A 22,200-nucleotide genomic window follows, 5' to 3' on the forward strand; every position below is an offset into this window, starting at 1 on the left:
GAACACAAAAACAATTCGAGTGAACACATGAACATGCCAATAGCCAAAGCCGTGCTGGATCCTGTGCTGGACCCGCTGGAAACCGCCAGCATCGACGAGTTGCGCCAGCATCAGCTGGAGCGCCTGCGCTGGAGCCTGAACCACGCCTACAACAACGTGCCGCTGTACCGTCAGCGTTTCGATGCGTTGGGCGTGCACCCGGACGACATCAAGTCCCTGGACGACCTGGCGAAATTCCCTTTCACCACCAAGTCCGACCTGCGGGACAACTACCCCTATGGCATGTTTGCCGTGCCGATGCACGACATCGTGCGCCTGCACGCCTCCAGCGGCACCACCGGCAAACCCACCGTGGTCGGCTACACCCAGAATGACATCGACACCTGGGCCAACGTGGTGGCGCGCTCGATCCGCGCTGGCGGTGGCCGACGTGGCGACAAGGTGCACATTTCCTATGGCTACGGCCTGTTCACCGGCGGCCTCGGCGCGCACTACGGCGCCGAACGCCTGGGTTGCACGGTAATTCCGATGTCCGGTGGCCAGACCGAAAAACAGGTGCAACTGATCAAGGATTTCCAGCCGGACATCATCATGGTCACGCCGTCCTACATGCTCAACATCGCCGATGAAATCGAGCGCCAGGGCATCGACCCGCACAAACTGGCCCTGCGCCTGGGCATCTTCGGCGCCGAGCCGTGGACCGCCGAACTGCGCAGCGCCATCGAACAACGCCTGGGCATCACCGCCCTGGACATCTACGGCCTGTCGGAAATCATGGGGCCAGGTGTCGCCATGGAATGCGCGGAAACCAAGGACGGCCCGACCATCTGGGAAGACCACTTCTACCCGGAAATCATCGACCCGGTCACCGGCGAAGTGCTGCCGGACGGGCAGATGGGCGAACTGGTGTTCACCTCCCTGAGCAAAGAAGCCCTGCCGATGATCCGCTACCGCACCCGCGACCTGACGCGCCTGCTGCCGGGCACCGCACGGCCGATGCGACGCATCGACAAGATCACAGGGCGCAGCGATGACATGCTGATCATCCGCGGGGTCAACGTGTTTCCGACGCAGATCGAGGAACAGGTTCTGAAAGTCAAACAACTTGCCGAGTGCTATGAGATCCATCTGTATCGCAATGGCAACCTGGACAGCGTGGATGTGCATGTCGAGCTCAAGGCTGAGCACCAGCACCTGACCGATGAACAGCAGAAGGCTGTTTGCGGGGAGTTGAGCAAGCACATCAAGACGTACATCGGGATCAGTTCGCGGATTGTTTTGCAGCCGTTTCATTCGATCAAGCGGTCGGAGGGCAAGGCTTGCCACGTGCTGGATAAACGTCCTAAAGCATGACTGCTGCACCCTTTATGGCCCCGCTTTTTGCGGGGCTTTTTTTTGCCGGGGCTTTACTGGCTCTGGAGCCGAGCGCAATCCCTGTGGGAGCGAGCTTGCTCGCGATGGCTTTGTGTCAGTCGATGATTGTTTTGTGGGTGTACATATCCGTTGCTGCGGTAACGGCCACTTAGGGTTTCGCTCTTACAGCGAGTCACTTGGAAAAGCGGAACGCCGCCCGGCCCCAAGTAACCAAGGGCTCTTGCCCCTGACATTCGGCCTCACGAGGGGGCGTACACCGCAACAGCGTCCGAGGTGGCCTACCGGCCGGCCTGTTTGCTGGGGTCGTTCGTCTGGGAGGTACCTGGTCAGCCGGTAGACCGCTATCGTCGGAACGCCGCCCGGACCAAGCTCACTCCCGCAGGTACTCAGTACATCAGCAAGATTTCGGTCGGCTGGCAGGCCGTCTTCGCGAGCAAGCCCGCTCCGACAATTGGACCGTATGCAGCAGCAAAACCAGGTCGGCTGGCAGGCCGCCATCGTCGGAACGCCGCCCGGACCAAGCTCGCTCCCACAGAAGAGCAAAAGCAGAGCAGCTCACACCGCGCCGCTTCTCACCACTCATCAGGCCGAGCGTTAGCTCGCCTGCAGCTCTTGATCTTGATCCACCCGCCCCCTCGGCAGGCTGAGCGGAGGCGTTCATCCGGGGATGGGCGCGCAGCGCCGTTCGGCGCAGCCGAACACATCGAGAGGAGGTCGAGCGAAGCCGACCGGAGGCGATGCCCCCGGATGAATGCCGGAGCGAAGGANCGCCGTTCGGCGCAGCCGAACACATCGAGAGGAGGTCGAGCGAAGCCGACCGGAGGCGATGCCCCCGGATGAATGCCGGAGCGAAGGAACCCCGAGCCTTAGCGAGGGGCCGTACGTTCGGGGCGAGCGTTTTTTTGCTTACTTTTTTTAGGCGCTTGTAAAAAAAGTAAGTCGCCGTAAGGGCGAAACCGCCAGCCGCCGCTACCCAAGAAACGGATATGTACCCCCTCCCAAAGAACCACCCCCCCAAAGCGATACAAAAAACAAATACGACACGTCATTTTGTGTTTGATATTAAATTCTGTATCGCTTATAAAGTCCCCCATGCCCCAGAACAGATTCAAGGCGGGAACTCAAAAATGTACGCACAGCTCGTAGAAACAGGCGTCAAGCGCATCAAGGACCTCTCGGAGATGTCCGAACAGGAACGCGCCTTCCAGGAAAAAATCGATTCAGAAATCAAGATCGAAGCCAAGAACTGGATGCCAGATGCCTATCGCCAGACCCTGGTCCGGCAGATTTCCCAGCACGCCCACTCCGAAATCGTCGGCATGCTGCCCGAAGGCAACTGGGTCACCCGCGCGCCGTCGCTCAAACGCAAACTGCAACTGATGGCCAAGATCCAGGACGAAGCCGGCCACGGCCTGTACCTGTACAGCGCCATGGAAACCCTGGGCGCCGACCGCGACGAAGAAGTCGCCAAGCTGCACAGCGGCAAGGCCAAGTACTCGAGCATCTTCAATTACCCGACGCTGAACTGGGCCGACATGGGCGCGGTGGGCTGGCTGGTGGATGGCGCGGCGATCGTCAACCAGGTGGTGCTGCAGCGCACCTCCTACGGCCCGTACTCCCGGGCGATGATCCGCATCTGCAAGGAAGAGAGCTTCCACCAGCGCCAGGGCTACGAAATCCTCCTGACCATGATGCGCCACGGCAACCAGGCGCAAAAAGACATGGTCCAGGACGCGATCAACCGCCTGTGGTGGCCGTCGCTGATGATGTTTGGCCCGAGCGACGAACACTCGCCGAACAGCGCCCAGTCCATGGCCTGGAAAATCAAGCGCCAGAGCAACGACGAACTGCGCCAGCGCTTCATCGACCAGACCATCCCGCAACTGGAGCTGCTGGGCTGCACCTGCCCCGACCCGGACCTGAAATGGAACGCCGAACGCGGTCATTACGACTTCGGCGAAATCCAGTGGAACGAATTCTACGAAGTGCTCAAGGGCAACGGCCCGTGCAACCAGGAACGCGTCGCCACCCGCCGCAAGGCGATTGAAGACGGTGCCTGGGTCCGTGAAGCCGCCGTCGCCCACGCCCGCAAAAAACAAAACAAGAACGCCGCATAAGGCAATCCGCCCCCCTGTAGGAGCTGCCGCAGGCTGCGATCTTTTGATCTTGATCTTCAGCGGTTTCGAAGCCGCCAAAAGATCGCAGCCTGCGGCAGCTCCTACAGAAGCAATCGATGTGGAGTAACTGAAATGTCCGAGTGGACCCTCTTCGAAGTCTTCGTGCGCAGCAAGCACGGCCTCAACCACAAGCACGTCGGCAGCGTACATGCCGCCGACACCACCATGGCCATCGAGAACGCGCGCGAGCTCTACACCCGTCGCAGTGAAGGCGTGAGCCTGTGGGTGGTGCCTTCGGCATTGATCACCGCCTCGTCGCCAGACGAAAAAGACCCGCTGTTCGATCCGTCGGACGACAAGGTCTACCGCCACGCCAGCTTCTACGAGCTGCCGGCCGAAGTCGGGCACATGTGAGGTCGACCATGGACAACAAGACTGATCTGATCGAATACCTGCTGCGCCTCGGCGACAGCGCCCTGATCCAGGGCCAGCGCCTGTGCCAATGGTGCGGCAAGGCCCCGGCGCTGGAAGAAGAGCTGGCGCTGATGAACGTCGGCCTCGACCTGGTGGGCCAGGCGCGCAACTGGCTGGAATACGCCGCTGAACTGCTGGACGACGGCCACGATGCCGATCACCTGGCGTTCCGTCGTGACGAGCGCGCTTATCGCAACCTGCTGCTGGTGGAACAACCCAACGGGGACTTCGCGGTGACCATGCTCAAACAGTTCCTGTATGACGCCTGGCATCTGCCGGTGCTGCAGGGCCTGAGCCAGTCCAGCGACGAACGCATTGCCGGGATCGCCGCCAAGGCGGTGAAGGAAGTGACTTACCACCTGCGCCGCTCCGGCGAGTGGATCGAGCGTATGGGTGACGGCACCGAGGAAAGCCACAAGCGCATGCTCGCGGCCATCCCCGAAGTCTGGCGCTTCACCGTCGAACTGATCGCCTTTGATGCCAGCGAGCAGCACTTGTGCGAAGCCGGCATCACCCCGGACATCGCCAGCGTGGCCGCCCAGTGGCAAGCCAAGGTCGAGCAGATTTTCACCAGCGCTACCCTGCCCGTTCCTGCGGCGCCGAACTACTTCTACCTGAATGCACGCAAGGGCCTGCACACCGAACACCTGGGCATCCTGCTGGCCGAAATGCAGTTCCTGCCACGAGCGTACCCCGATGCAACCTGGTGAGCTGATCGCCAGCGACCTCGGTGCCCGGCCGGCTCAACCGACCGACCTGGCTGCCGCGTGGGCGATTCTGGCAGAGGTCATGGACCCGGAAGTGCCCGTGGTCAGCGTGGTCGACCTGGGCATCGTCCGGGACCTGGACTGGCAGGCCGGCCACCTGCACGTGGTGGTCACGCCGACCTACTCCGGTTGCCCCGCCACCGAAGTGATCGAGAGCGACATCCGCGAAGCGCTGGAACTCGCCGGATTCAAGGCGCCGCAATTGGAGCGCAAGTTGACCCCGGCCTGGACCACCGACTGGATCAGCGCCAGCGGTCGCGAACGCCTGCGCGCCTACGGCATCGCACCGCCCGAGGGCAGCACCAGCAAACGCAGCCTGCTCGGCGAAAGCCCGCAGGTTGTGTGCCCGCAATGCGGCAGCGCCCACACCGAGGTCCTCAGCCAGTTCGGCTCCACTGCCTGCAAGGCGCTGTACCGCTGCGTCGATTGCCGGGAACCGTTCGACTATTTCAAGTGCATCTGAGCGGCGAATCGGCCGTCCCAGCTGGAGAACAACAATGAGCAAATTTCACAGCCTGACCATCAAGGACGTGCGCGCCGAGACCCGTGACGCGGTGTCCATCGCCTTCGAGATTCCGCAGCACTTGCAGGACAGCTTCCACTTCACCCAGGGCCAGCACCTGGTGATGCGCACCCAACTGGACGGCGAAGAAGTACGCCGCTCCTATTCGATCTGCACCGGGGTCAACGACGGTGAACTGCGCATTGCCGTCAAACGTGTCACCGGCGGACGCTTCTCGGCGTTTGCCAACGAACAGCTGAAAGCCGGACACACCCTGGAAGTGATGCCACCGGCCGGGCACTTCTGCGTCGAACTCGACCCGGCACGCCATGGCAACTACCTGGCCGTGGCCGCAGGCAGCGGCATCACGCCGATCCTGTCGATCATCAAGACCACCCTGCAAACCGAGCCCCACAGCCGCGTCACCCTGCTGTACGGCAACCGCTCCAGCTCCGGCGCGCTGTTCCGCGAGCAGCTCGAAGACCTGAAAAACCGCTACCTGCAACGCCTGAACCTGATCTTCGTGTTCAGCCGCGAGCAGCAGGATGTCGACCTGTACAACGGCCGGATCAACGCCGACAAGTGCGAGCAACTGTTCAGCCGCTGGCTCGACGTCAAAGCCCTCGACGCGGCATTCATCTGTGGCCCGCAGGAAATGACCGAGACCGTGCGCGACAGCCTCAAGGCCAAGGGCATGCAACCTGAGCGCATCCATTTCGAACTGTTCGCCGCCGCCGGCAGCGAGCAAAAACGCGCCGCCCGCGAAGCCGCCCGGCAAGTGGATGCGGCGGTCAGCCAGATCACCGTGATCAGCGACGGCCGCGCCCTGGCCTTCGACCTGCCGCGCAACAGCATGAGCATCCTCGAAGCGGGCAACGAGCAAGGTGCGGAGCTGCCCTACTCGTGCAAGGCCGGCGTGTGCTCGACCTGCAAGTGCAAGGTCATCGAAGGCGAAGTGGAAATGGACAGCAACCACGCCCTGGAAGACTACGAAGTGGCCGCCGGCTACGTGCTGTCGTGCCAGGCCTTCCCGATCAGCGACAAGGTGGTGCTGGATTTCGATCAGCTCTGAAAGATCGCAGCCTTCGGCAGCTCCTACAGGGGATGTGCTTGCCCGGATGCCTGTGTAGGAGCTGCCGCAGGCTGCGATCTTTTCAACCGTTTCACCCAAAACAAAAACAACAAAGGAGCGCGCGTCATGACACCCCAGGAAGTAGAACTCATTCGCCAGCACCCGGATTTCATCCAGCTGGTTCGCCGTAAACAGAAGCTGTACTGGTCACTGAGCCTGGCCATGCTGGTGATTTACTACGGCTTCGTGCTGCTGGTGGCTTTCTCCCCTTCTACCCTCGGCCAATCCTTGAGCGGCGGCGTGACCACCGTGGGCATGCTGGTGGGTGTCGTCATCGTCGGGCTGGCCTTTGCGCTGACCGGGTTCTATGTCTATCGCGCCAACAACGTGATCGACCCGCTGAATGAAAAACTCAAGCAGGAGTGCGCCCGATGAACCGCCTTCTCGCGCTGTTCCTGCTGCCGCTGGCGGCTGTCACTGATGTTGCGATGGCCGCCGACGGCGCGTCCCGTCCGCTGAACTGGAACGCCATCGGCATGTTCCTGGTGTTCGTACTGTTCACCCTTGGCGTCACTCGCTGGGCGGCACTTCGCACCCGCTCAACCAGCGACTTTTACACCGCTGGCGGCGGCATGACCGGTTTCCAGAACGGCCTGGCGATTGCCGGCGACATGATCTCGGCAGCCTCGTTCCTCGGCATCTCCGCGATGATGTTCCTCAATGGCTACGATGGTTTGCTCTACGCCCTGGGCGTGCTGGCCGGCTGGCCGATCATCCTGTTCCTGATTGCCGAACGCCTGCGTAACCTGGGCAAGTACACCTTTGCCGACGTGGTTTCCTATCGCCTGGAACAGACCCCGGTGCGCCTGACCTCGGCCTTCGGCACCCTGACCGTGGCCCTGATGTACCTTGTGGCGCAAATGGTCGGCGCCGGCAAGCTGATCGAGTTGCTGTTCGGCATCGACTACCTCTATGCGGTGATGCTGGTCGGCGTGTTGATGGTGTTCTACGTGACCTTCGGCGGCATGCTCGCCACCACCTGGGTGCAGATCATCAAGGCGGTGATGCTGTTGTTCGGCACCAGCTTCATGGCGTTCATGGTGCTCAAGCACTTCGGTTTCAGCACTGAGGCGATGTTTGCCGGTGCCACCGCCGTGCATGCCAAGGGCAACGCGATCATGGCCCCCGGCGGTTTGCTGTCCAACCCGATCGACGCGATTTCCCTGGGGCTGGGCATGATGTTCGGCACCGCCGGCCTGCCGCACATCCTGATGCGCTTCTTCACCGTCAGCGATGCCAGGGAAGCGCGTAAAAGCGTGTTCTACGCCACCGGTTTCATCGGCTACTTCTACTTGCTGCTGATCATCGTCGGCTTCGGCGCCATCGTCATGGTCGGCACCGATCCGGCGTTCCGTGACGCCAGCGGCGCGATCATCGGCGGCGGCAACATGATCGCCGTGCACCTGGCCCAGGCAGTAGGCGGCAACCTGTTCCTCGGCTTCATCTCGGCCGTCGCCTTCGCCACCATCCTGGCGGTGGTTGCCGGGCTGGCGCTGTCCGGCGCCTCGGCCGTGTCCCACGACCTGTATGCCTGCGTGATGCGCAAGGGCCAGGCGAGCGAGCAGCAAGAGATGCGCGTGTCGCGAATCGCCACCCTGTGCATCGGTGTGCTGGCGATCATCCTCGGCCTGCTGTTCGAATCGCAGAACATCGCCTTCCTCTCGGGCCTGGTGCTGGCCATCGCCGCGTCGGTGAATTTCCCGGTGCTGTTCCTCTCGATGTACTGGAAAGGCCTGACCACCCGCGGCGCGGTCCTCGGCAGTCTGTCCGGACTGGTTTCGGCGATTGTGTTGCTGGTGCTGAGCCCCGCGGTGTGGGTCAACGTGATGCATCACGACAAGGCGCTGTTCCCGTACTCCAACCCGGCACTGTTTTCCATGAGCCTGGCGTTCTTCAGTGCATGGCTGTTTTCCGTCACCGACACCTCGCCCCGTGCAGCCCTTGAGCGTGGCCGTTATCTGGCGCAGTTCATCCGCTCGATGACCGGCATCGGTGCCACCGGCGCCAGCAAACACTAAACGACGACCGAACAGTTGGCAGGGAATAAAAATAATGACACCCGCACGTACCACGTCTTACCCATCACTGTTTTCACTGGCCGCCGCATTGACTCTGCCCATGATCGCCCCCAGCGCCATGGCCGACTTCATCGGCGACAGCAAGGCCCGTATTGATATGCGCAACCAATACATCAACCGTGACTTCCGTCAGGACAACGCGCCGCAATCCAAGGCCGAAGAATGGGCCCAGGGATTCACTGCGCGCATTGAGTCCGGGTTCACCGACGGCACCTTCGGTTTCGGTCTCGACGCACTGGGGGAGCTGGGGCTCAAGCTCGACTCCAGTCCCGACCGCCGTGGTACCGGCCTGCTGCCGTTCGGCCCGCAGAGCCATGAGCCCGACGACAATTACAGCGAACTGGGCCTGACCGGCAAATTGCGGGTCTCCAAAAGCGTGCTGAAGCTCGGCACCCTGCAACCCTTGTTGCCAGTGGTGACCTACAACGACACACGCTTGTTGAGCTCGACCTTTGAAGGTGGCTTGCTGACCAGCCAGGAAATCGACGGCCTGACGGTAAATGCCGGACGCCTGACCAAGGCCAACCTGCGCGACTCCTCCAGCAACGATGACATCGGCTACGCCGCCGCCACCAGCGATAGCTTCGACTTCGGCGGCGGCAGCTACGCGTTCAGTCCGCAACTGAACCTGAGCTACTACTACGGCAAGCTCGACCAGATCTATCGCCAGCAATTCGCCGGACTGGTGCATACGCAACCGCTGGGCAACGGCTTCAACCTGCGCAGCGACCTGCGTTATTTCGACAGCCGGGGCGACGGCGCCGAACGGGCCGGGCGCATCGACAACCGCAACTTCAACGGCATGTTCACGCTGTCCCACGGAGCCCACAAGGTCAGTGCCGCCTACCAGCAATTGTCCGGCGACAGCGCCTTTCCGTTCCTCAACGGCGGCGATCCGTACGTGGTCAACCTGGTGACCTTCAACACCTTTACCCGCGCCGACGAGGATTCCTGGCAGCTGCGTTACGACTATGACTTCGCGGCGCAAGGCATTCCCGGCCTGACCTTCATGACCCGCTACACCGACGGCAGCCATGTCAACGCGGGCAGGGTCGACAACGGCAGCGAATGGGAGCGCGACACCGATATCAACTACGTCATCCAGAGCGGTGTGTTCAAGAACGTCAGCCTGCGCTGGCGCAACGTGACCTTCCGTTCCGGCAATGGCTTGACGACCGACCTGGATGAAAACCGGCTGATCGTCGGCTACACCCTGGCGCTTTGGTAATTCCCGAATGGCGCGGTCGCGACCGCGCCACACCCCTTCATAACCAGGAGCAATCGTGATGTCTCACGCCCCTACCCTGCATGCCCCTACCCTGCAGAGTTTCATCGCCGGTCGCTGGATCGGCCAACAGGGCGCACAAGTGCTGCGCAGTGCCATTGACGGCCATGAAATCGCCCGCACCCATGAGGAGCGCCCGGACTTCGCCGAGGCCATCGAACATGGCCGTCGCCAGGGCATCAGCGGCTTGATGGCGCTGGACTTCCAGCAACGCGCCCAGCGTCTCAAGGCTTTGGCCTTGTACCTGAGCGAGCGCAAAGAACAGCTCTACGCGATTTCCCACCACAGCGGCGCGACCCGCGCCGACAGCTGGATCGACATCGAGGGCGGCAACAGCACGCTGTTTACCTATGCCAGCCTCGGTTCGCGGGAGCTGCCGTCGGGCAATATTGTCCACGAAGGCCCGGCCATGCAGCTGAGCAAAATGGGCACCTTCGCCGGCACTCATATTCTGGTGCCTCGCGGCGGTCTGGCGGTGCACATCAACGCGTTCAACTTCCCGATCTGGGGCATGCTGGAAAAGTTCGCCCCGAGCTTCCTCGCCGGCATGCCGTGCATCGTCAAACCGGCCAGCGCCACCAGCTACCTGACCGAAGCCGTGGTGCGCCTGATGGACGAATCCGGCCTGCTGCCGGCGGGCAGCCTGCAACTGATCATCGGCAGCACCGGCGACCTGCTTGACCGCCTGCAAGGCCAGGACGTGGTGACCTTCACCGGTTCCGCCGACACCGCGGCCAAGCTGCGGGTCAACCCGAACCTGATCCGCAATTCGGTGCCGTTCAACGCCGAAGCCGACTCACTGAACTGCGCCATTCTCGCCCCGGACGTGACCCCGGATGATGAAGAGTTCGAGCTGTTCATCAAGGAAGTCGCCCGGGAAATGACCACCAAGGCCGGGCAGAAATGCACCGCCATCCGCCGCGCCATCGTGCCGGCCAAACACATCGATGCAGTTGCTACCCGCTTGCGTGATCGCCTGGCCAAAGTGGTGGTCGGTGATCCGTCGGTGGAAGGCGTGCGCATGGGCGCACTGGCTTCCCACGACCAGCACAAAGACGTGGCCGAACGCCTGGAAGCGCTGTTGCAGAGCAGTGACATGCTGTTCGGTGCCCGCGATGGTTTCGAACCCCGTGGTGAAAATGTCGACAAAGGCGCGTTCTTTGCTCCGACCCTGTTGCAGGCCCGCGACCCCCATGCCGAGGGCGGTGCCCACGACATCGAAGCGTTCGGCCCGGTCAGCACCCTGATGGCCTACGACGATCTGGACGAAGCACTGGCCCTGGCCGCGCGCGGCAAAGGCAGCCTGGTGGCCAGCCTGGTGACCAAGGATCCGCAAATCGCCGCCAAGGCCATCCCGGTCGCGGCGGCCTGGCACGGTCGTTTGCTGGTACTGGATCGCCATTGTGCCGGCGAATCCACCGGCCACGGCTCGCCGCTGCCACAACTCAAGCACGGCGGCCCGGGGCGTGCCGGCGGTGGTGAAGAACTCGGCGGCCTGCGCGCGGTGAAACACTACCTGCAACGCGCGGCGGTGCAAGGTTCGCCAACCATGCTGGCGGCGGTCACCGGTGAGTACGTGCGCGGGGCCAAGGTCATCGAGACCGAGGTACATCCGTTCCGTCGCCACTTCCAGGACCTGCAGATCGGCGAATCGCTGCTGACTCACCGCCGCACCGTCACCGAAGCGGACCTGGTGAATTTCGGCTGCCTGTCGGGCGACCACTTCTACATGCACTTCGACGACATCGCCGCCAAGGAATCGCAGTTCGGCAAGCGCATCGCCCACGGCTACTTCGTACTGTCGGCGGCGGCCGGCCTGTTCGTCTCCCCTGGCGTCGGCCCGGTGCTGGCCAACTACGGCCTCGACACCCTGCGCTTCATCAACCCGGTCGGCATCGGCGACACCATCCAGGCGCGCCTGACCTGCAAACGCAAGATCGACCAGGGCAAGAAGAGCCCGCAAGGCGTTCCGCAAGGGGTGGTGGCTTGGGATGTGGAAGTGACCAACCAGTTGGGTGAGTTGGTAGCCAGTTATGACATTTTGACTTTGGTGGTCAAGCGTGAGGACTAATCCTTAAAGTCAAAAGATCGCAGCCTGCGGCAGCTCCTACAGGGATTGGGTGCATTCGCGAAATGGCGGTTGTACCGGATCGGTGTAGGAGCTGCCGCAGGCTGCGATCTTTTGCTTGTTAATGCCTGCGCAACCACTCGATAAACAGCGCAAACAACTCCGACTGCGATCCCACTTCCAGTTTCAGGTACAGGTTCTTGCGGTGCATGCGCACGGTTTCCGGTGAGATGTTCATCTGGCTGGCCGTGGATTTCACCGAATGCCCGCGCAACACCATATGCGCCACTTGCCGCTCACGTTCAGTGAGCAAGTCGCTACCGAAATGCTCGAACGCCGACTGCACCCGGTGCTTGAGATCATCGCGCAGGCCCTGGTCTTTATCGCACTGGATCTCGCGACTGCGTAGCATGCCCCGTTGACTGAATTCGCTGATGAATTCGCGCACCAGCGGTTCCACGGCGCGCAGCAGATTCAGCTGTTCGGCGCTCAGGCATTCACCACCGAAACCCTGATAGAGGCTGACGGAAATCTTCGTGTCATTGCCGGTATCGACGATGTAGTAGCTGTCTTCCGAACAGCCCGCCTTCAGGTAGTAAGACTTGTAGTAGTCACTGTCGAAGAAGTTGTCCGGCGCAATTTCTTCCAGGTGGTAGAAGCCTTGCGCCAAGCCCTGCTCCACCGCCAGGCAGAACGGGTCGAGCAAATAACCCCCGGCAAAATAGCGTTCCAGGATCGACACCTGATACTCCTGGGCGATCCCGCGCTGATGCAGCAACTGGGGCGCGCGGTCCTTGCGCTCCAGGCTGATCATCATCGACTCGACGGACACCAGTTGCGCCAACGCTGACGCCAGGTGTTGCAGGGCGTCGGGCTCATCGACATGGGCGAATGCCTCGCGCATTCCCCCATGCCATTTGTGCAATGCCCCGAAGGGCACCGCGATCAGCGTATCGTCGTCTGGTTTGCTCATGCCCCGCAGTCTAGCGGCTGGACAAGCCCTTGGTAACAGCCTGACTGACGAAATCATTGGCCCGCGTACTGTCCGCTCGCTTCAAGCTCGGCGGCCACCTCCAGAATGCATTCGCGCAGGGTCTCGACGATTTCATCGACCTGGGCAAACGTCAGGATCAATGGTGGCGACATCACGTTGAGGTGCATGATCGGCCGCACCAGCAAGCCCCGGGCCTGGGCCCGCACATGGATTTTCTCGCCAATGTTGATCTCGTCGGGGAACAGCGCCTTGGTGCGTTTATCGGCGACGAACTCCACGCAGGCCATGAGTTTCTGGCAGCGCACATCCCCCACCAGCGGCAAGCCTCGCAGGGTTGCCAGGCGCTCCTCCAGATAAGCGCCCACCGTATCGACATGGGCCAGCAGGTTTTCCCGCTCGATGATCTCGATGTTCTTCAGCGCCGCCGTGCAGCACACCGGATGCCCGCTGTAGGTGAAACCGTGGGTGAAGCAGCGGCCCTTGCCCGGTTCGGCGATGACTTTCCAGATGCGTTCGGAAAAGATGCACGCACCCAGTGGCAGGTAGGCCGAGGTCAGGCCCTTGGCGGTGGTGATGATGTCGGGCTGCACGTCGAACACATCATAAGAGGCAAAGAACTTGCCCAGGCGCCCGAACGAGGTCACCACTTCGTCGGCGATGAACAAAATGTCGTAGCGCTGGCAGACGTCCCACATGCGCTTGAGATAGCCCTGGGGCGGAATGATCACCCCGCCCGAGCCCATGATCGGCTCGGCGAAAAACCCGGCGACCTTGTCCGCGCCAATCGAGAGGATCTTGTCTTCGAATTCCTTGACCAGGAACTCGAGGAACTGCGCCTCGTCCATTCCATCAGGGGCGCGGTACGGGTTGGGGTTGGAGACGTGGTGGATCAGCGGGTTGGCGTAATCGAACTCCGGCACCCGGTCGGCCGCCTTGTTGCCGATCGACATGGTCAGGGTGGTGGAGCCGTGATAGGCGTTGAACCGTGCGATGACGTGCTTCTTCTCGGGTTTGCCACGGCAGTTCTGGTAGTACTGGATCAGCCGGTAGGCAGTGTCCACGGCGGTGGAGCCGCCGGTGGTGAGGAACACATGGTCGAGGTCGCCGGGGGCCAGGCTTGCGAGTTTTTCGCACAGCTGAATCGCCACGTTGTTCGACATGTCGGAAAACGGATTCGAATAGGCCAACTGACGGACCTGGTCAGCGATGGCCTCGGCCATTTCTTCACGGCCCAAACCGATGTTGGTGCACCACATGCCGCCCACCGCATCGAGAAAGCGGTTGCCTTGGGTGTCGTAGATATAGGCGCCATCGCCTGCGACGATGTTCAAGGAACCCTGCTCGGCGTGTTCGTCGAACACGTGATAGCCGTGCATATGGTGAGCCTTGTCGGCCTTGACCAGCCGGGACTCGTCCGCTGGGGAAAAAACGCTGCGTGTAGGCGTTGCCATAAATAAACCTCTAATCGAAATGACTAACGATCGAACCCATCAGATGCCGCTTTTCACCGTGCTCCAGACCCGGGTAATCGCCCGCATGTCCTTGGCGTCCTGGGTCTTCTGCGGAAACAGCCGCTCGCGAGTTTGCGCATCGGGATAGATCGCCGGGTTGTTGCGCACATCGGCGTTCAACAACGGCGTGGCGGCGGCGTTACTGTTGGCGTAGTTGATGAAATCGCTCACGTCCGCCATCACCTGCGGCTGCATCAGGTACTCGAGAAACTTGTGGGCATTGACGACGTGGGGCGCGTCGGCGGGGATGTACAGGTTGTCGAACCAGATCAGCGAGCCTTCCTTGGGGATGAAGTAGGCCAGGTCGATCTTCTTCTTGGCTTCCGCGGCGCGGGCCATGGCGGTGGCGTAGTCGCCGGACCAGGTCATGGCCATGCACACGTCGCCGTTGGGCAGGCTGGTCAGGTAATTGACCGAGTCGAACTTGCGGATGTACGGCCGTACCGACAGCAGCAAGTCCTGGGCGGCTTTCAGATCCTCCGGTGCGGCGCTTCTCGGGTCGCGTCCCAGGTACTTCAGGGCCATGGGGATGACTTCGGTCGGGGCATCGAGCAGGGTCACGCCGCAATCGGCGAAGCGCGAGACGATCTTGGGGTCGAAGATCATCGCCAGCGAGCCGATCGGCGCGTCCGGCATGCGTTCCTTGATCTTGTCGACGTTGTAGGTGACGCCGTTGCTGCCCCAGGTATAAGGCGCCGAGTAGGCGGTGCCCGGGTCATACCCTTGCAGATCCTCCAAGACTTTCGGGTCCAGGTTGGTCCAGCCCGGCAGCAGCTTCTTGTCCAGCGGCTGGAACACCTTGGCCTTGATCAGCGGTGGCGCCAGGGAGGCGTTCAACACGATCAGGTCATAACCGGAGTGGCCGGTGAGCAGCTTGGCCTGTACCGTTTCATAAGAATCGAAGGTGTCGTAGACCACCTTGATACCGCTGGCCTTTTCGAAATCGGCGATGGTTTTTTCACCGATGTAGTCCGCCCAGTTGTACAGCCGCAGCGTATTACTGCCGTCCACCTCGGCGGCGTAGGCATGAAAGGTCAGCGGTACAACAAACAGACTGGAAATCACCTTAAGCAGCGTCTTGCCCATAGCAAATGCACCTTATAGCGAGTTCGGCTCTGGATGAGCGGATGCCCTCACTATTGGTCGATTCGCCGGGCGCGGCCATACCCCGAATGGGTGTGTGTCGCTTTTTGGCGCACCGGCATGGCAAAAAGCGGCAGTGCAGTTGACCCGTTTTGCCATAGATCCGGAGTTTGTCCGGCGCTTAAAGTGGCAGCCCTGAACCGACCCTGCAGAGCCTGCGATGACCGACCTGATCAAACACGAGCAACGCGACGGCGTGTTGACGCTGACCATCGACCGTCCGGACAAGCTCAACGCACTGAACAACGCTATGTACACGCAACTGGCCGAGCTGTTGCTGGCCGCCGACGAAGACCCGCAGACCGGCGTGATCATCCTCACCGGTGGCCCGGCGTGCTTCACCAGCGGCAACGACCTGGTGGATTTCCTGCAAAATCCGCCCACTCATCTGGACGCCCCGGCGTTCTATTTGATGAAGGTCGTTACGCGCCTGCAAAAACCGCTGATCGCGGCAGTCTGCGGGGCGGCCATCGGCATCGGCACCACCTTGCTGCTGCATTGCGATCAGGTACTGGTCACCCGCAACGCCAAGCTGCGCATGCCGTTCGTCAACATCGGCCTGTGCCCCGAATTCGGCGCCAGCCTGTTGCTGCCCCGCCGCCTCGGCCACGCCCGCGCCGCGAGCCTGCTGCTGTTGGGCAACGGCCTGGACGGCAACGAAGCGGTGGCCTGGGGCCTGGCCAACGAAGCCTTCGATGACGGCGAACAATGCCTGGCGGCGGCGACAAAAATCGCCCAGCGCTTCCTGGCCATGCCCCAGCAAGCCTTGCGCCAGTCCCGGCAGCTGATGAAACAGGCTTCCCTGGCCGAACTGGAAGCCACCCTGCGCGAAGAAAACACGCTGTTCATCCAGCGCCTGAACACCGACGAGGCGAAAACCGCCTTGAACGCCCTGCTCAATCGCAGTACAGATAAGAATCCACCGAAAGGAAACCAGCCATGAACACTCCAGAAATCTACGTCGTCAGCGCCGCCCGTACCGCCATCGGTACATTCGGCGGTTCGCTCAAGGACGTGCCACCGGCCGACCTCGCGACCACGGCCGTAAAGGCCGCCCTGGAGCGAGCCGCCGTGGACCCGGCGCTCGTTGGCCATCTGGTGATGGGCAACGTGATCCCGACCGAAACCCGCGATGCCTACATCTCCCGCGTCGCGGCGATGAACGCCGGCATTCCGAAGGAAACCCCGGCCTACAACGTCAACCGCCTGTGCGGTTCGGGCCTGCAAGCGATCATCAACGCCGCCCAGACCCTGATGCTCGGCGATGCCGACATCGTCGTCGGTGCCGGTGCCGAATCCATGAGCCGCGGCCCGTACCTGATGCCATCCGCCCGTTGGGGTTCGCGCATGGGCAACGCCCAGGTCATCGACTACATGCTCGGCATCCTGCATGACCCCTTCCATGGCATCCACATGGGCATCACCGCCGAGTACGTCGCCGCACGCAACGGCATCACCCGCGAAATGCAGGACGCCCTGGCATTCGAAGACCAGAAACGCGCGGCCCACGCGATTGCCAACGGCTACTTCAGCGAGCAGATCGCGACCGTGGAAATCCAGGATCGCAAAGGCGTCAAACTGTTCAGCGTCGACGAGCATCCGCGCGCCACGTCCCTGGAACAGCTGGCGGCGATGAAGCCTGCGTTCAAGAAGGACGGCTCGGTCACCGCCGGCAACGCCTCGGGCCTCAACGACGGCGCCGCCGCACTGGTCATGGCCAGCGGCAACGCGGTCCAGGCCAACAACCTGAAACCCCTCGCCCGCCTGGTCAGCTACGCCCACGCCGGCGTCGAACCTGAGTTCATGGGCCTGGGCCCGATCCCGGCCACCCGCCTGGCGCTCAAGCGCGCTGGCCTGACCGTCGCCGACCTGGACGTGATCGAAGCCAACATCGCCTTCGCCGCCCAGGCCTGCGCCGTCAGCCAGGAACTCGATCTTGATCCGGCCAAGGTCAACCCGAACGGTTCGGGCATCGCCCTGGGCCACCCGGTAGGCGCAACCGGCGCGATCATCGCCACCAAGGCCATCCACGAACTGCACCGCACCGGCGGCCGTTACGCGCTGGTGACCATGTGCATCGGTGGTGGCCAGGGGATTGCGGCGATTTTTGAACGCGTCTAAGCAACAGCTGTAAAAAAGGCCGGTGATCGCGCAGATCACCGGCCTTTTTTACATTTCCGCGAGCCGATTGTTTGCTACCTGACCACCGGCAGTAAAAATCAACTACCTGACCCACTCCATCGCACGCTTCACCAACAAATATGTTGCCAGGGGTCGAAATCAGCGCGGCACCTTTTCACCCTCGGCAAGAAAAATCTGCGTCGGCAGCTTGAAGCCGCGCAGCTTGAGCAGCGCCAGCGGTCCCGCGCCCAGTTCGGTGCGCAGGTGCCAGGTCAGGCCCAGGCCGTCCGGGGCCTTGAGCACCATGCGGTAGTGGCTGTCGCCGTCGTCCAGCGTGGTGACCCGAGCCTGTTCGAGCAGGCGGATCAAGCCCCAAGTACCCTGGTAATCACCAAACAGACGCTCGCCGGCCTGCACGCTGGTCCAGGTCAGGCTCACCCCCGGACGGTCGCTGTAGCCTGGCCAGCTGAAGCGTTGCCAGCTTTCCTTCTGGTTGAAGTAGTGGTGTTTTTCGCCGTTGAGGATGAAGGTGGTCTGCACCACGTCGCGCACCGGCTTGGCCCGTAGCTCGAAGCCCAGGCCGAGACCGCCGTCGGTGAACAGCACATCGGCCAGGTGGCTGAGCTGATTGAGCGCCGCGAGAAACCGCGGGTTGATGCGCAGGCCCTGGCTGTGCCGCGAGTCGGCCACCCAGCGCTGGCCTTCCTTGCGCAACACACCGCCCAGTTGCTGTTGCAGGAACTGCTCGATGCGCCCGGAGTCGGCACGGATCATTTGCCCAAGCATCGGCAATGACGCATCGCTGGTGGTCGCCACGAACGGGTAACGCCCGGCAAACGCGCCGTGCCAGTCGCTGACGATCGCCCGTTGCCACTGGCGATTGAGGCTTGCCGCCGACGGCTGCAGCACCCTTTGCCAGGCCTGTTCCAGCGGCTGCACGAACAGGGTCTGGCCGACCCCGCCCCACTCCGCCCCCAGGCTGGCGGCGATCAGGCTGCCGTAGGCGCGGGTGTCGGTGAGGTCGACGCTTTTGCCCTGGAACACGGTTTGCGCCAGGGCCTGGGTCATCTCCTGCGGATCGGCGGCGCTACTTACCTGTTGCAGCTTCAGGCGTACCCGGGTGACTTGGGTGAGGAAGGCCTGCAGGCTCAGCCGGTCGTTGTCGTTCTTGCCTTCGGCCTCCTTGCCCAACAGCGCCAGCAGCGGACCGAAGGTGGCGTCCAGCGGACCGCTCGCGCCGCGGACTTGTTGGTCGATCAGCGGCACCTTGTCCTGGGTCATCAGCTTCTGCGCGGAGTGGATCAACGACGCACCCAGGGCCGGGCCGCGAGTGCCGGCCTGGCCCTGATACGCCAGGGTATTCATCAGCGCGATCAGCGGCGACTGGCGCACGTCGCTCATCAGGGTCAACTGGTCGATCACCTGATCCAGGCTGCCTGCCGGTTGCCAGTCCAGGCGATTGAGGAAGTCCAGCCAGGCGCTGGCGTAGTCCTGAAAGTAGCGCTCGGTCAGGCGTTCCTTGAGTTGCTCCGGGCTCAAGTCGGCGGCGAGGCTGGCGGGATTGTCGCTGAGCACCCAGTCAATCTCCTCGCGGCGGGCCTCGGCCACCTCGTCGATGGCTTGGCGGACCTGACCCTCCCAGGCCTGGCGGGTGAACACCCCGGGCACGCTGGCCGTGGTGGCGAACAGCGCGCGGGCGTCAGTGTCACCGACCATCTGCTGCAAGCCCAGGGCCGGGTAGTGATTGGCCGCCGCATCGAGCACCTGGCGGTACAGGCTGGCTTCGGCATTGCGCTGGCCAAGCTGGCCGAGCAGTACCTGACGGGCCTGGGCCACCAGCGTCGGGTCAGCCTCGATACGCCAGGCCGGATGGGCCGCCAGTTGCTCGGCATAAAACTGCCAGAGGCCGGGTGACAGGCCCTGCCAGAGCCCCGGCGTCATGTCGGCGCGCTGCGCCTGGGTTTCGACCAGCACCTTGGCGAGGAAAGCCGCGTCGGCTTTCTCCGGGCGCGCCATCATCAGGTAGGCCTTGAGCTGCGCGTAGGCTTGCGGGGCACGCCTGGCGCGTTCGGGGCTGTCCGGCGGCAACTGGATCAGCGCCTTGAGTTGCTGCCGCAGCCTGGCCACGGCCGGGTCGCGCAGCAACCGCTGGTTGGCGTCGACGTAGCGCGGCCACAGCGTCTCCAGCAATGGGTCGTTCTGGTTGAGGCCGAAGCGCAGGTACCAGGGCGTGCCGTGCGCGGCGCGGTAATCCAGGCGCCCCAGTTCACGGGTTAACTCGTTGAACGCCAGCAGTTGTTCGTCGGGGCTCTGCGACTGTTCGAGAGAGACCAACGTGCTCTGCATCTGGGCAATGTGCACGCGGTTGCTGGCGAAGGACAGCAGCAGGCCGGCGCCCCAGATCAGCGCCAGCCCCATTGCTAGTGAATAACTGATCCGCGTGGCGCCCCAGCCCAAACGGCGACGGTGAACAGTCTTGTCACCGAGCACGCCCTCCCAGGGCGGTGTGGCGTGCCAAAAGTGCTCAGTATTTCCCTTTTTTTCTTCGCCACCCGGCACCGGCAGGCTGAACCACAACCCGCGCAACGGCACGCCACGGGCAAACACCCGGAACAACGGCGTCAGCGCCTGCCGCCAACGGGCAATGCCCTCGACCTGCAAATCGCGGGACAGGCGCAGCAGGAAGTCATGATGAATGGCTCCATGCATCTGCGCCCATCCGGAGTCGCGCAGGGGTTCCAACAGGTCTTGCAGAGCATTCTCCACGGCCACCGGCGTCAACCGTGTCGGCAACAGACAACCCACCGCCTGGGTCTGGCGTGTTTTCTGGTCCCACTGACTGTCGCAGACCTGCCACAGGTGCAGCGGTAACTGCCAGCGCAGCTTGTGGGCCAGGGTTTGCAGGTGGCGTATGCCATGGTCCATGGCGCGGGGGTCGGCGCTTTGTGGTTTGTCGAGGGCCCAGATGACGCCGTCAAGGGGGCGCCAGCGGGTCAGGTTGCGCCACGCTTCGAGGCGTGAATCATCGAATTTGCTTTGCAGGCTACCGCCCCAAAGCAGGATGGTGTCGTGACCTTCCAGCCATTTTTGTACTGCCAGTTTGGGGGCGATGGCTTCGACCTGCTCGGGTTCGCCGACGACCAACAGAAAGCGAACCTTTGGCCGTTTGAGAAAACTGTAGTTCTCGCGCAGGTGCTCCTTTAATTCGGGGAACCAGGAAATGTCGGGGGAATCGCTCGGTTTGCTCAAGGGTGAAACCGGTGTTTCAGCGACCATTCCGATTATCCGATTCGACCGAGTCCCTGCCAGCCGATCCCAGGCCAGCAGAATGGTCGGGCAGGTCCAGCCGATGGCAAACCAGATGCCGAAACCGCGCAGCGCCAAGTCTTTGAGCGACAGTTGCGGCCAGCCGAAGTGAGTGCCGCTCAAGGCATACAGCAGACAACCCAGTATCACCAGTAATGCCAGGATCAGCAGATAACCCAATCCCACGCGAATCAAAGAACCCTTGTACTTTGCGTTATTCATTGCCATGAGGCACCGCCATTCCAATAGCCAATCGCTTGTTTCCATCCTGACTCAGCCAACCGCAAGGTTGTCCGGCCTTCCCCGCCTGTAACAGCGCCAGGGACATACCAATGAATGGTGCGATATGCGCCAGTCCCCCCCAGTGTCTTGCCAATTGATGTTCGCCAGCCGACCACCCGCCTTCCACGAAGGCTTCCTGGCTTTCCTTATCCATTGCAAGGCAGGTTGGGGGGGCCGAGTCGATCCCGGCATATCGCTGCATTTGTGTACAGAGGCCTACAGCTGTCTGGTGCGTCTCATTCAAGTACTCTCCCCGGTGCAACACCTGGCGCCCCTGCGAACTCACCAGCCAGAGAAAGCCCGCCTCGCCGGGCAGTTCTGTGCCTTCAGCACTTTCGACCGAGATCACGCCAGCGCACAGCACCCAATCATCCTTGTCACGACAATCGTGGAAAAAGGCATCGATCAGAGCGTCCAGATCGGTCAGATCGTCCAAAGGCAAGCGTGCTTCGGGCAGCACCACTCCCCCCTTGCCCAGTGCCGTTGTGAAGGCGGTCTGGCTGCTCTCATCCCCCATCCAGGCAACACCTCGCAATGCCGGCCAACGTTCTTTCAATTCCGGGAGTTCAAGGGTCATCCGAGCCAGATACCGAGCCAGGGCCGGTGCGCGCAGGGTGGTCTTGGTCAGCGAAAGCGGGCAACAAAACCGTACCTGTGAGGCCTCCCGCAGTTTCGATGGCTTCGGCAAAGAGGTGCCTGCCATCAACCCTTGGTAATTGTCCTGGACATCGCCCGCTGGACCAATCAACCACACCTGCTGCACCGGCAAACCCAGACTGCGGCGCCGCCACCAGCGCTGAACCGCGGCGTCCACGCTACGGTGATACACGCCGTTGCCAAACAGGCCGATTTGCCATGCCAACACGCGCAGGGCCAATGCCAACGCCCAACACAACGGCAGCACGGCACTCCATAACCACAGCTCCAGCCGTGGCTGATCCTCAGGCCACAGCGTGAGCAAGGCGGCCGCCTGCAGGCCCCATAGCCACAGTAAAACCAGCCACCAGCGCCGCCACTGTGGAACACTTGGCGCCACTACCTCGGGG

The 22,200-nt window shown here is 62.3% G+C and carries 17 protein-coding genes; 12 read left to right on the forward strand and 5 right to left on the reverse strand.

Annotation, left to right across the window (positions count from 1 at the left end):
* The first annotated feature begins 27 nt into the window (after positions 1–27).
* The 10 genes from paaK to paaZ all read left to right on the forward strand — a co-directional run bounded on the left by paaK (position 28) and on the right by paaZ (position 11,800).
* Positions 28–1,353, forward strand: a complete 1,326-nt coding sequence (paaK, locus tag ASD95_RS24730) for a phenylacetate--CoA ligase PaaK (RefSeq protein ID WP_056722547.1) — start codon at positions 28–30, stop codon at positions 1,351–1,353.
* A 1,148-nt stretch (positions 1,354–2,501) separates the two neighbouring features.
* Complete coding sequence (gene paaA, locus ASD95_RS24735; RefSeq protein WP_056722549.1) at positions 2,502–3,491, forward strand: 1,2-phenylacetyl-CoA epoxidase subunit PaaA; 990 nt, start codon at positions 2,502–2,504, stop codon at positions 3,489–3,491.
* Positions 3,492–3,623: 132 nt separating this feature from the next.
* Positions 3,624–3,905: a 1,2-phenylacetyl-CoA epoxidase subunit PaaB gene (gene paaB / locus ASD95_RS24740; RefSeq protein WP_007943393.1), complete on the forward strand. Its 282-nt coding sequence runs from the start codon at positions 3,624–3,626 to the stop codon at positions 3,903–3,905.
* Positions 3,906–3,913: 8 nt separating this feature from the next.
* A complete protein-coding gene (gene paaC, locus ASD95_RS24745; RefSeq protein ID WP_056722551.1) occupies positions 3,914–4,675 on the forward strand; it encodes a 1,2-phenylacetyl-CoA epoxidase subunit PaaC in 762 nt (253 codons plus the stop codon).
* Positions 4,662–5,195: a 1,2-phenylacetyl-CoA epoxidase subunit PaaD gene (paaD, locus tag ASD95_RS24750; RefSeq protein ID WP_056722553.1), complete on the forward strand. Its 534-nt coding sequence runs from the start codon at positions 4,662–4,664 to the stop codon at positions 5,193–5,195. The genes paaC and paaD overlap by 14 nt, the downstream gene beginning before the upstream one ends.
* A gap of 34 nt (positions 5,196–5,229) precedes the next feature.
* Positions 5,230–6,306 (forward strand): 1,2-phenylacetyl-CoA epoxidase subunit PaaE, encoded by a 1,077-nt coding sequence (gene paaE / locus ASD95_RS24755; protein WP_056722555.1) that lies wholly within the window; start codon positions 5,230–5,232, stop codon positions 6,304–6,306.
* 126 nt (positions 6,307–6,432) lie between these two features.
* Positions 6,433–6,741, forward strand: a complete 309-nt coding sequence (locus tag ASD95_RS24760) for a DUF485 domain-containing protein (protein WP_046042846.1) — start codon at positions 6,433–6,435, stop codon at positions 6,739–6,741.
* Entirely contained in the window at positions 6,738–8,384 is a 1,647-nt protein-coding gene (locus tag ASD95_RS24765; RefSeq protein ID WP_056722557.1) for a cation acetate symporter, read from the forward strand. The genes ASD95_RS24760 and ASD95_RS24765 overlap by 4 nt, the downstream gene beginning before the upstream one ends.
* Positions 8,385–8,418: 34 nt before the next feature.
* Positions 8,419–9,672 (forward strand): OprD family porin, encoded by a 1,254-nt coding sequence (locus ASD95_RS24770; protein ID WP_056722559.1) that lies wholly within the window; start codon positions 8,419–8,421, stop codon positions 9,670–9,672.
* Between the two features lie 58 nt (positions 9,673–9,730).
* On the forward strand, positions 9,731–11,800 hold the full coding sequence (paaZ, locus tag ASD95_RS24775) for a phenylacetic acid degradation bifunctional protein PaaZ (RefSeq protein ID WP_056722561.1): 2,070 nt from the start codon (positions 9,731–9,733) through the stop codon (positions 11,798–11,800).
* A gap of 118 nt (positions 11,801–11,918) precedes the next feature.
* Here the strand turns inward: paaZ and ASD95_RS24780 are convergent, their stop codons facing one another.
* Genes ASD95_RS24780 through ASD95_RS24790 form a run of 3 tightly spaced genes read right to left on the reverse strand, consistent with a single transcriptional unit; the run spans position 11,919 to position 15,388 of the window.
* A complete protein-coding gene (locus ASD95_RS24780; RefSeq protein ID WP_056722563.1) occupies positions 11,919–12,827 on the reverse strand; it encodes a LuxR C-terminal-related transcriptional regulator in 909 nt (302 codons plus the stop codon).
* Positions 12,824–14,242: an aminotransferase gene (locus tag ASD95_RS24785; RefSeq protein ID WP_056722565.1), complete on the reverse strand. Its 1,419-nt coding sequence runs from the start codon at positions 14,240–14,242 to the stop codon at positions 12,824–12,826. The genes ASD95_RS24780 and ASD95_RS24785 overlap by 4 nt, the downstream gene beginning before the upstream one ends.
* Before the next feature lie 39 nt (positions 14,243–14,281).
* Complete coding sequence (locus ASD95_RS24790; protein WP_056722567.1) at positions 14,282–15,388, reverse strand: polyamine ABC transporter substrate-binding protein; 1,107 nt, start codon at positions 15,386–15,388, stop codon at positions 14,282–14,284.
* Positions 15,389–15,605: 217 nt separating this feature from the next.
* Between ASD95_RS24790 and ASD95_RS24795 the strand changes: the two genes are divergently transcribed.
* Together ASD95_RS24795 and ASD95_RS24800 are read left to right on the forward strand one after the other, a co-directional pair.
* Positions 15,606–16,388: an enoyl-CoA hydratase-related protein gene (locus ASD95_RS24795; RefSeq protein WP_056722569.1), complete on the forward strand. Its 783-nt coding sequence runs from the start codon at positions 15,606–15,608 to the stop codon at positions 16,386–16,388.
* Positions 16,385–17,566, forward strand: a complete 1,182-nt coding sequence (locus ASD95_RS24800; protein WP_056722571.1) for an acetyl-CoA C-acyltransferase family protein — start codon at positions 16,385–16,387, stop codon at positions 17,564–17,566. The genes ASD95_RS24795 and ASD95_RS24800 overlap by 4 nt, the downstream gene beginning before the upstream one ends.
* Positions 17,567–17,725: 159 nt before the next feature.
* Here ASD95_RS24800 and ASD95_RS24805 read toward each other — a convergent pair whose 3' ends face one another.
* Together ASD95_RS24805 and ASD95_RS24810 are read right to left on the reverse strand one after the other, a co-directional pair.
* On the reverse strand, positions 17,726–21,094 hold the full coding sequence (locus tag ASD95_RS24805) for an ImcF-related family protein (protein ID WP_056722748.1): 3,369 nt from the start codon (positions 21,092–21,094) through the stop codon (positions 17,726–17,728).
* Entirely contained in the window at positions 21,087–22,076 is a 990-nt protein-coding gene (locus ASD95_RS24810; RefSeq protein WP_056722751.1) for a hypothetical protein, read from the reverse strand. Before ASD95_RS24810 ends, ASD95_RS24805 begins: the two co-directional genes overlap by 8 nt.
* Positions 22,077–22,200: the final 124 nt, after the last annotated feature.

Source organism: Pseudomonas sp. Root71 (assembly GCF_001429045.1).
Lineage (GTDB): Bacteria > Pseudomonadota > Gammaproteobacteria > Pseudomonadales > Pseudomonadaceae > Aquipseudomonas > Aquipseudomonas monachiensis.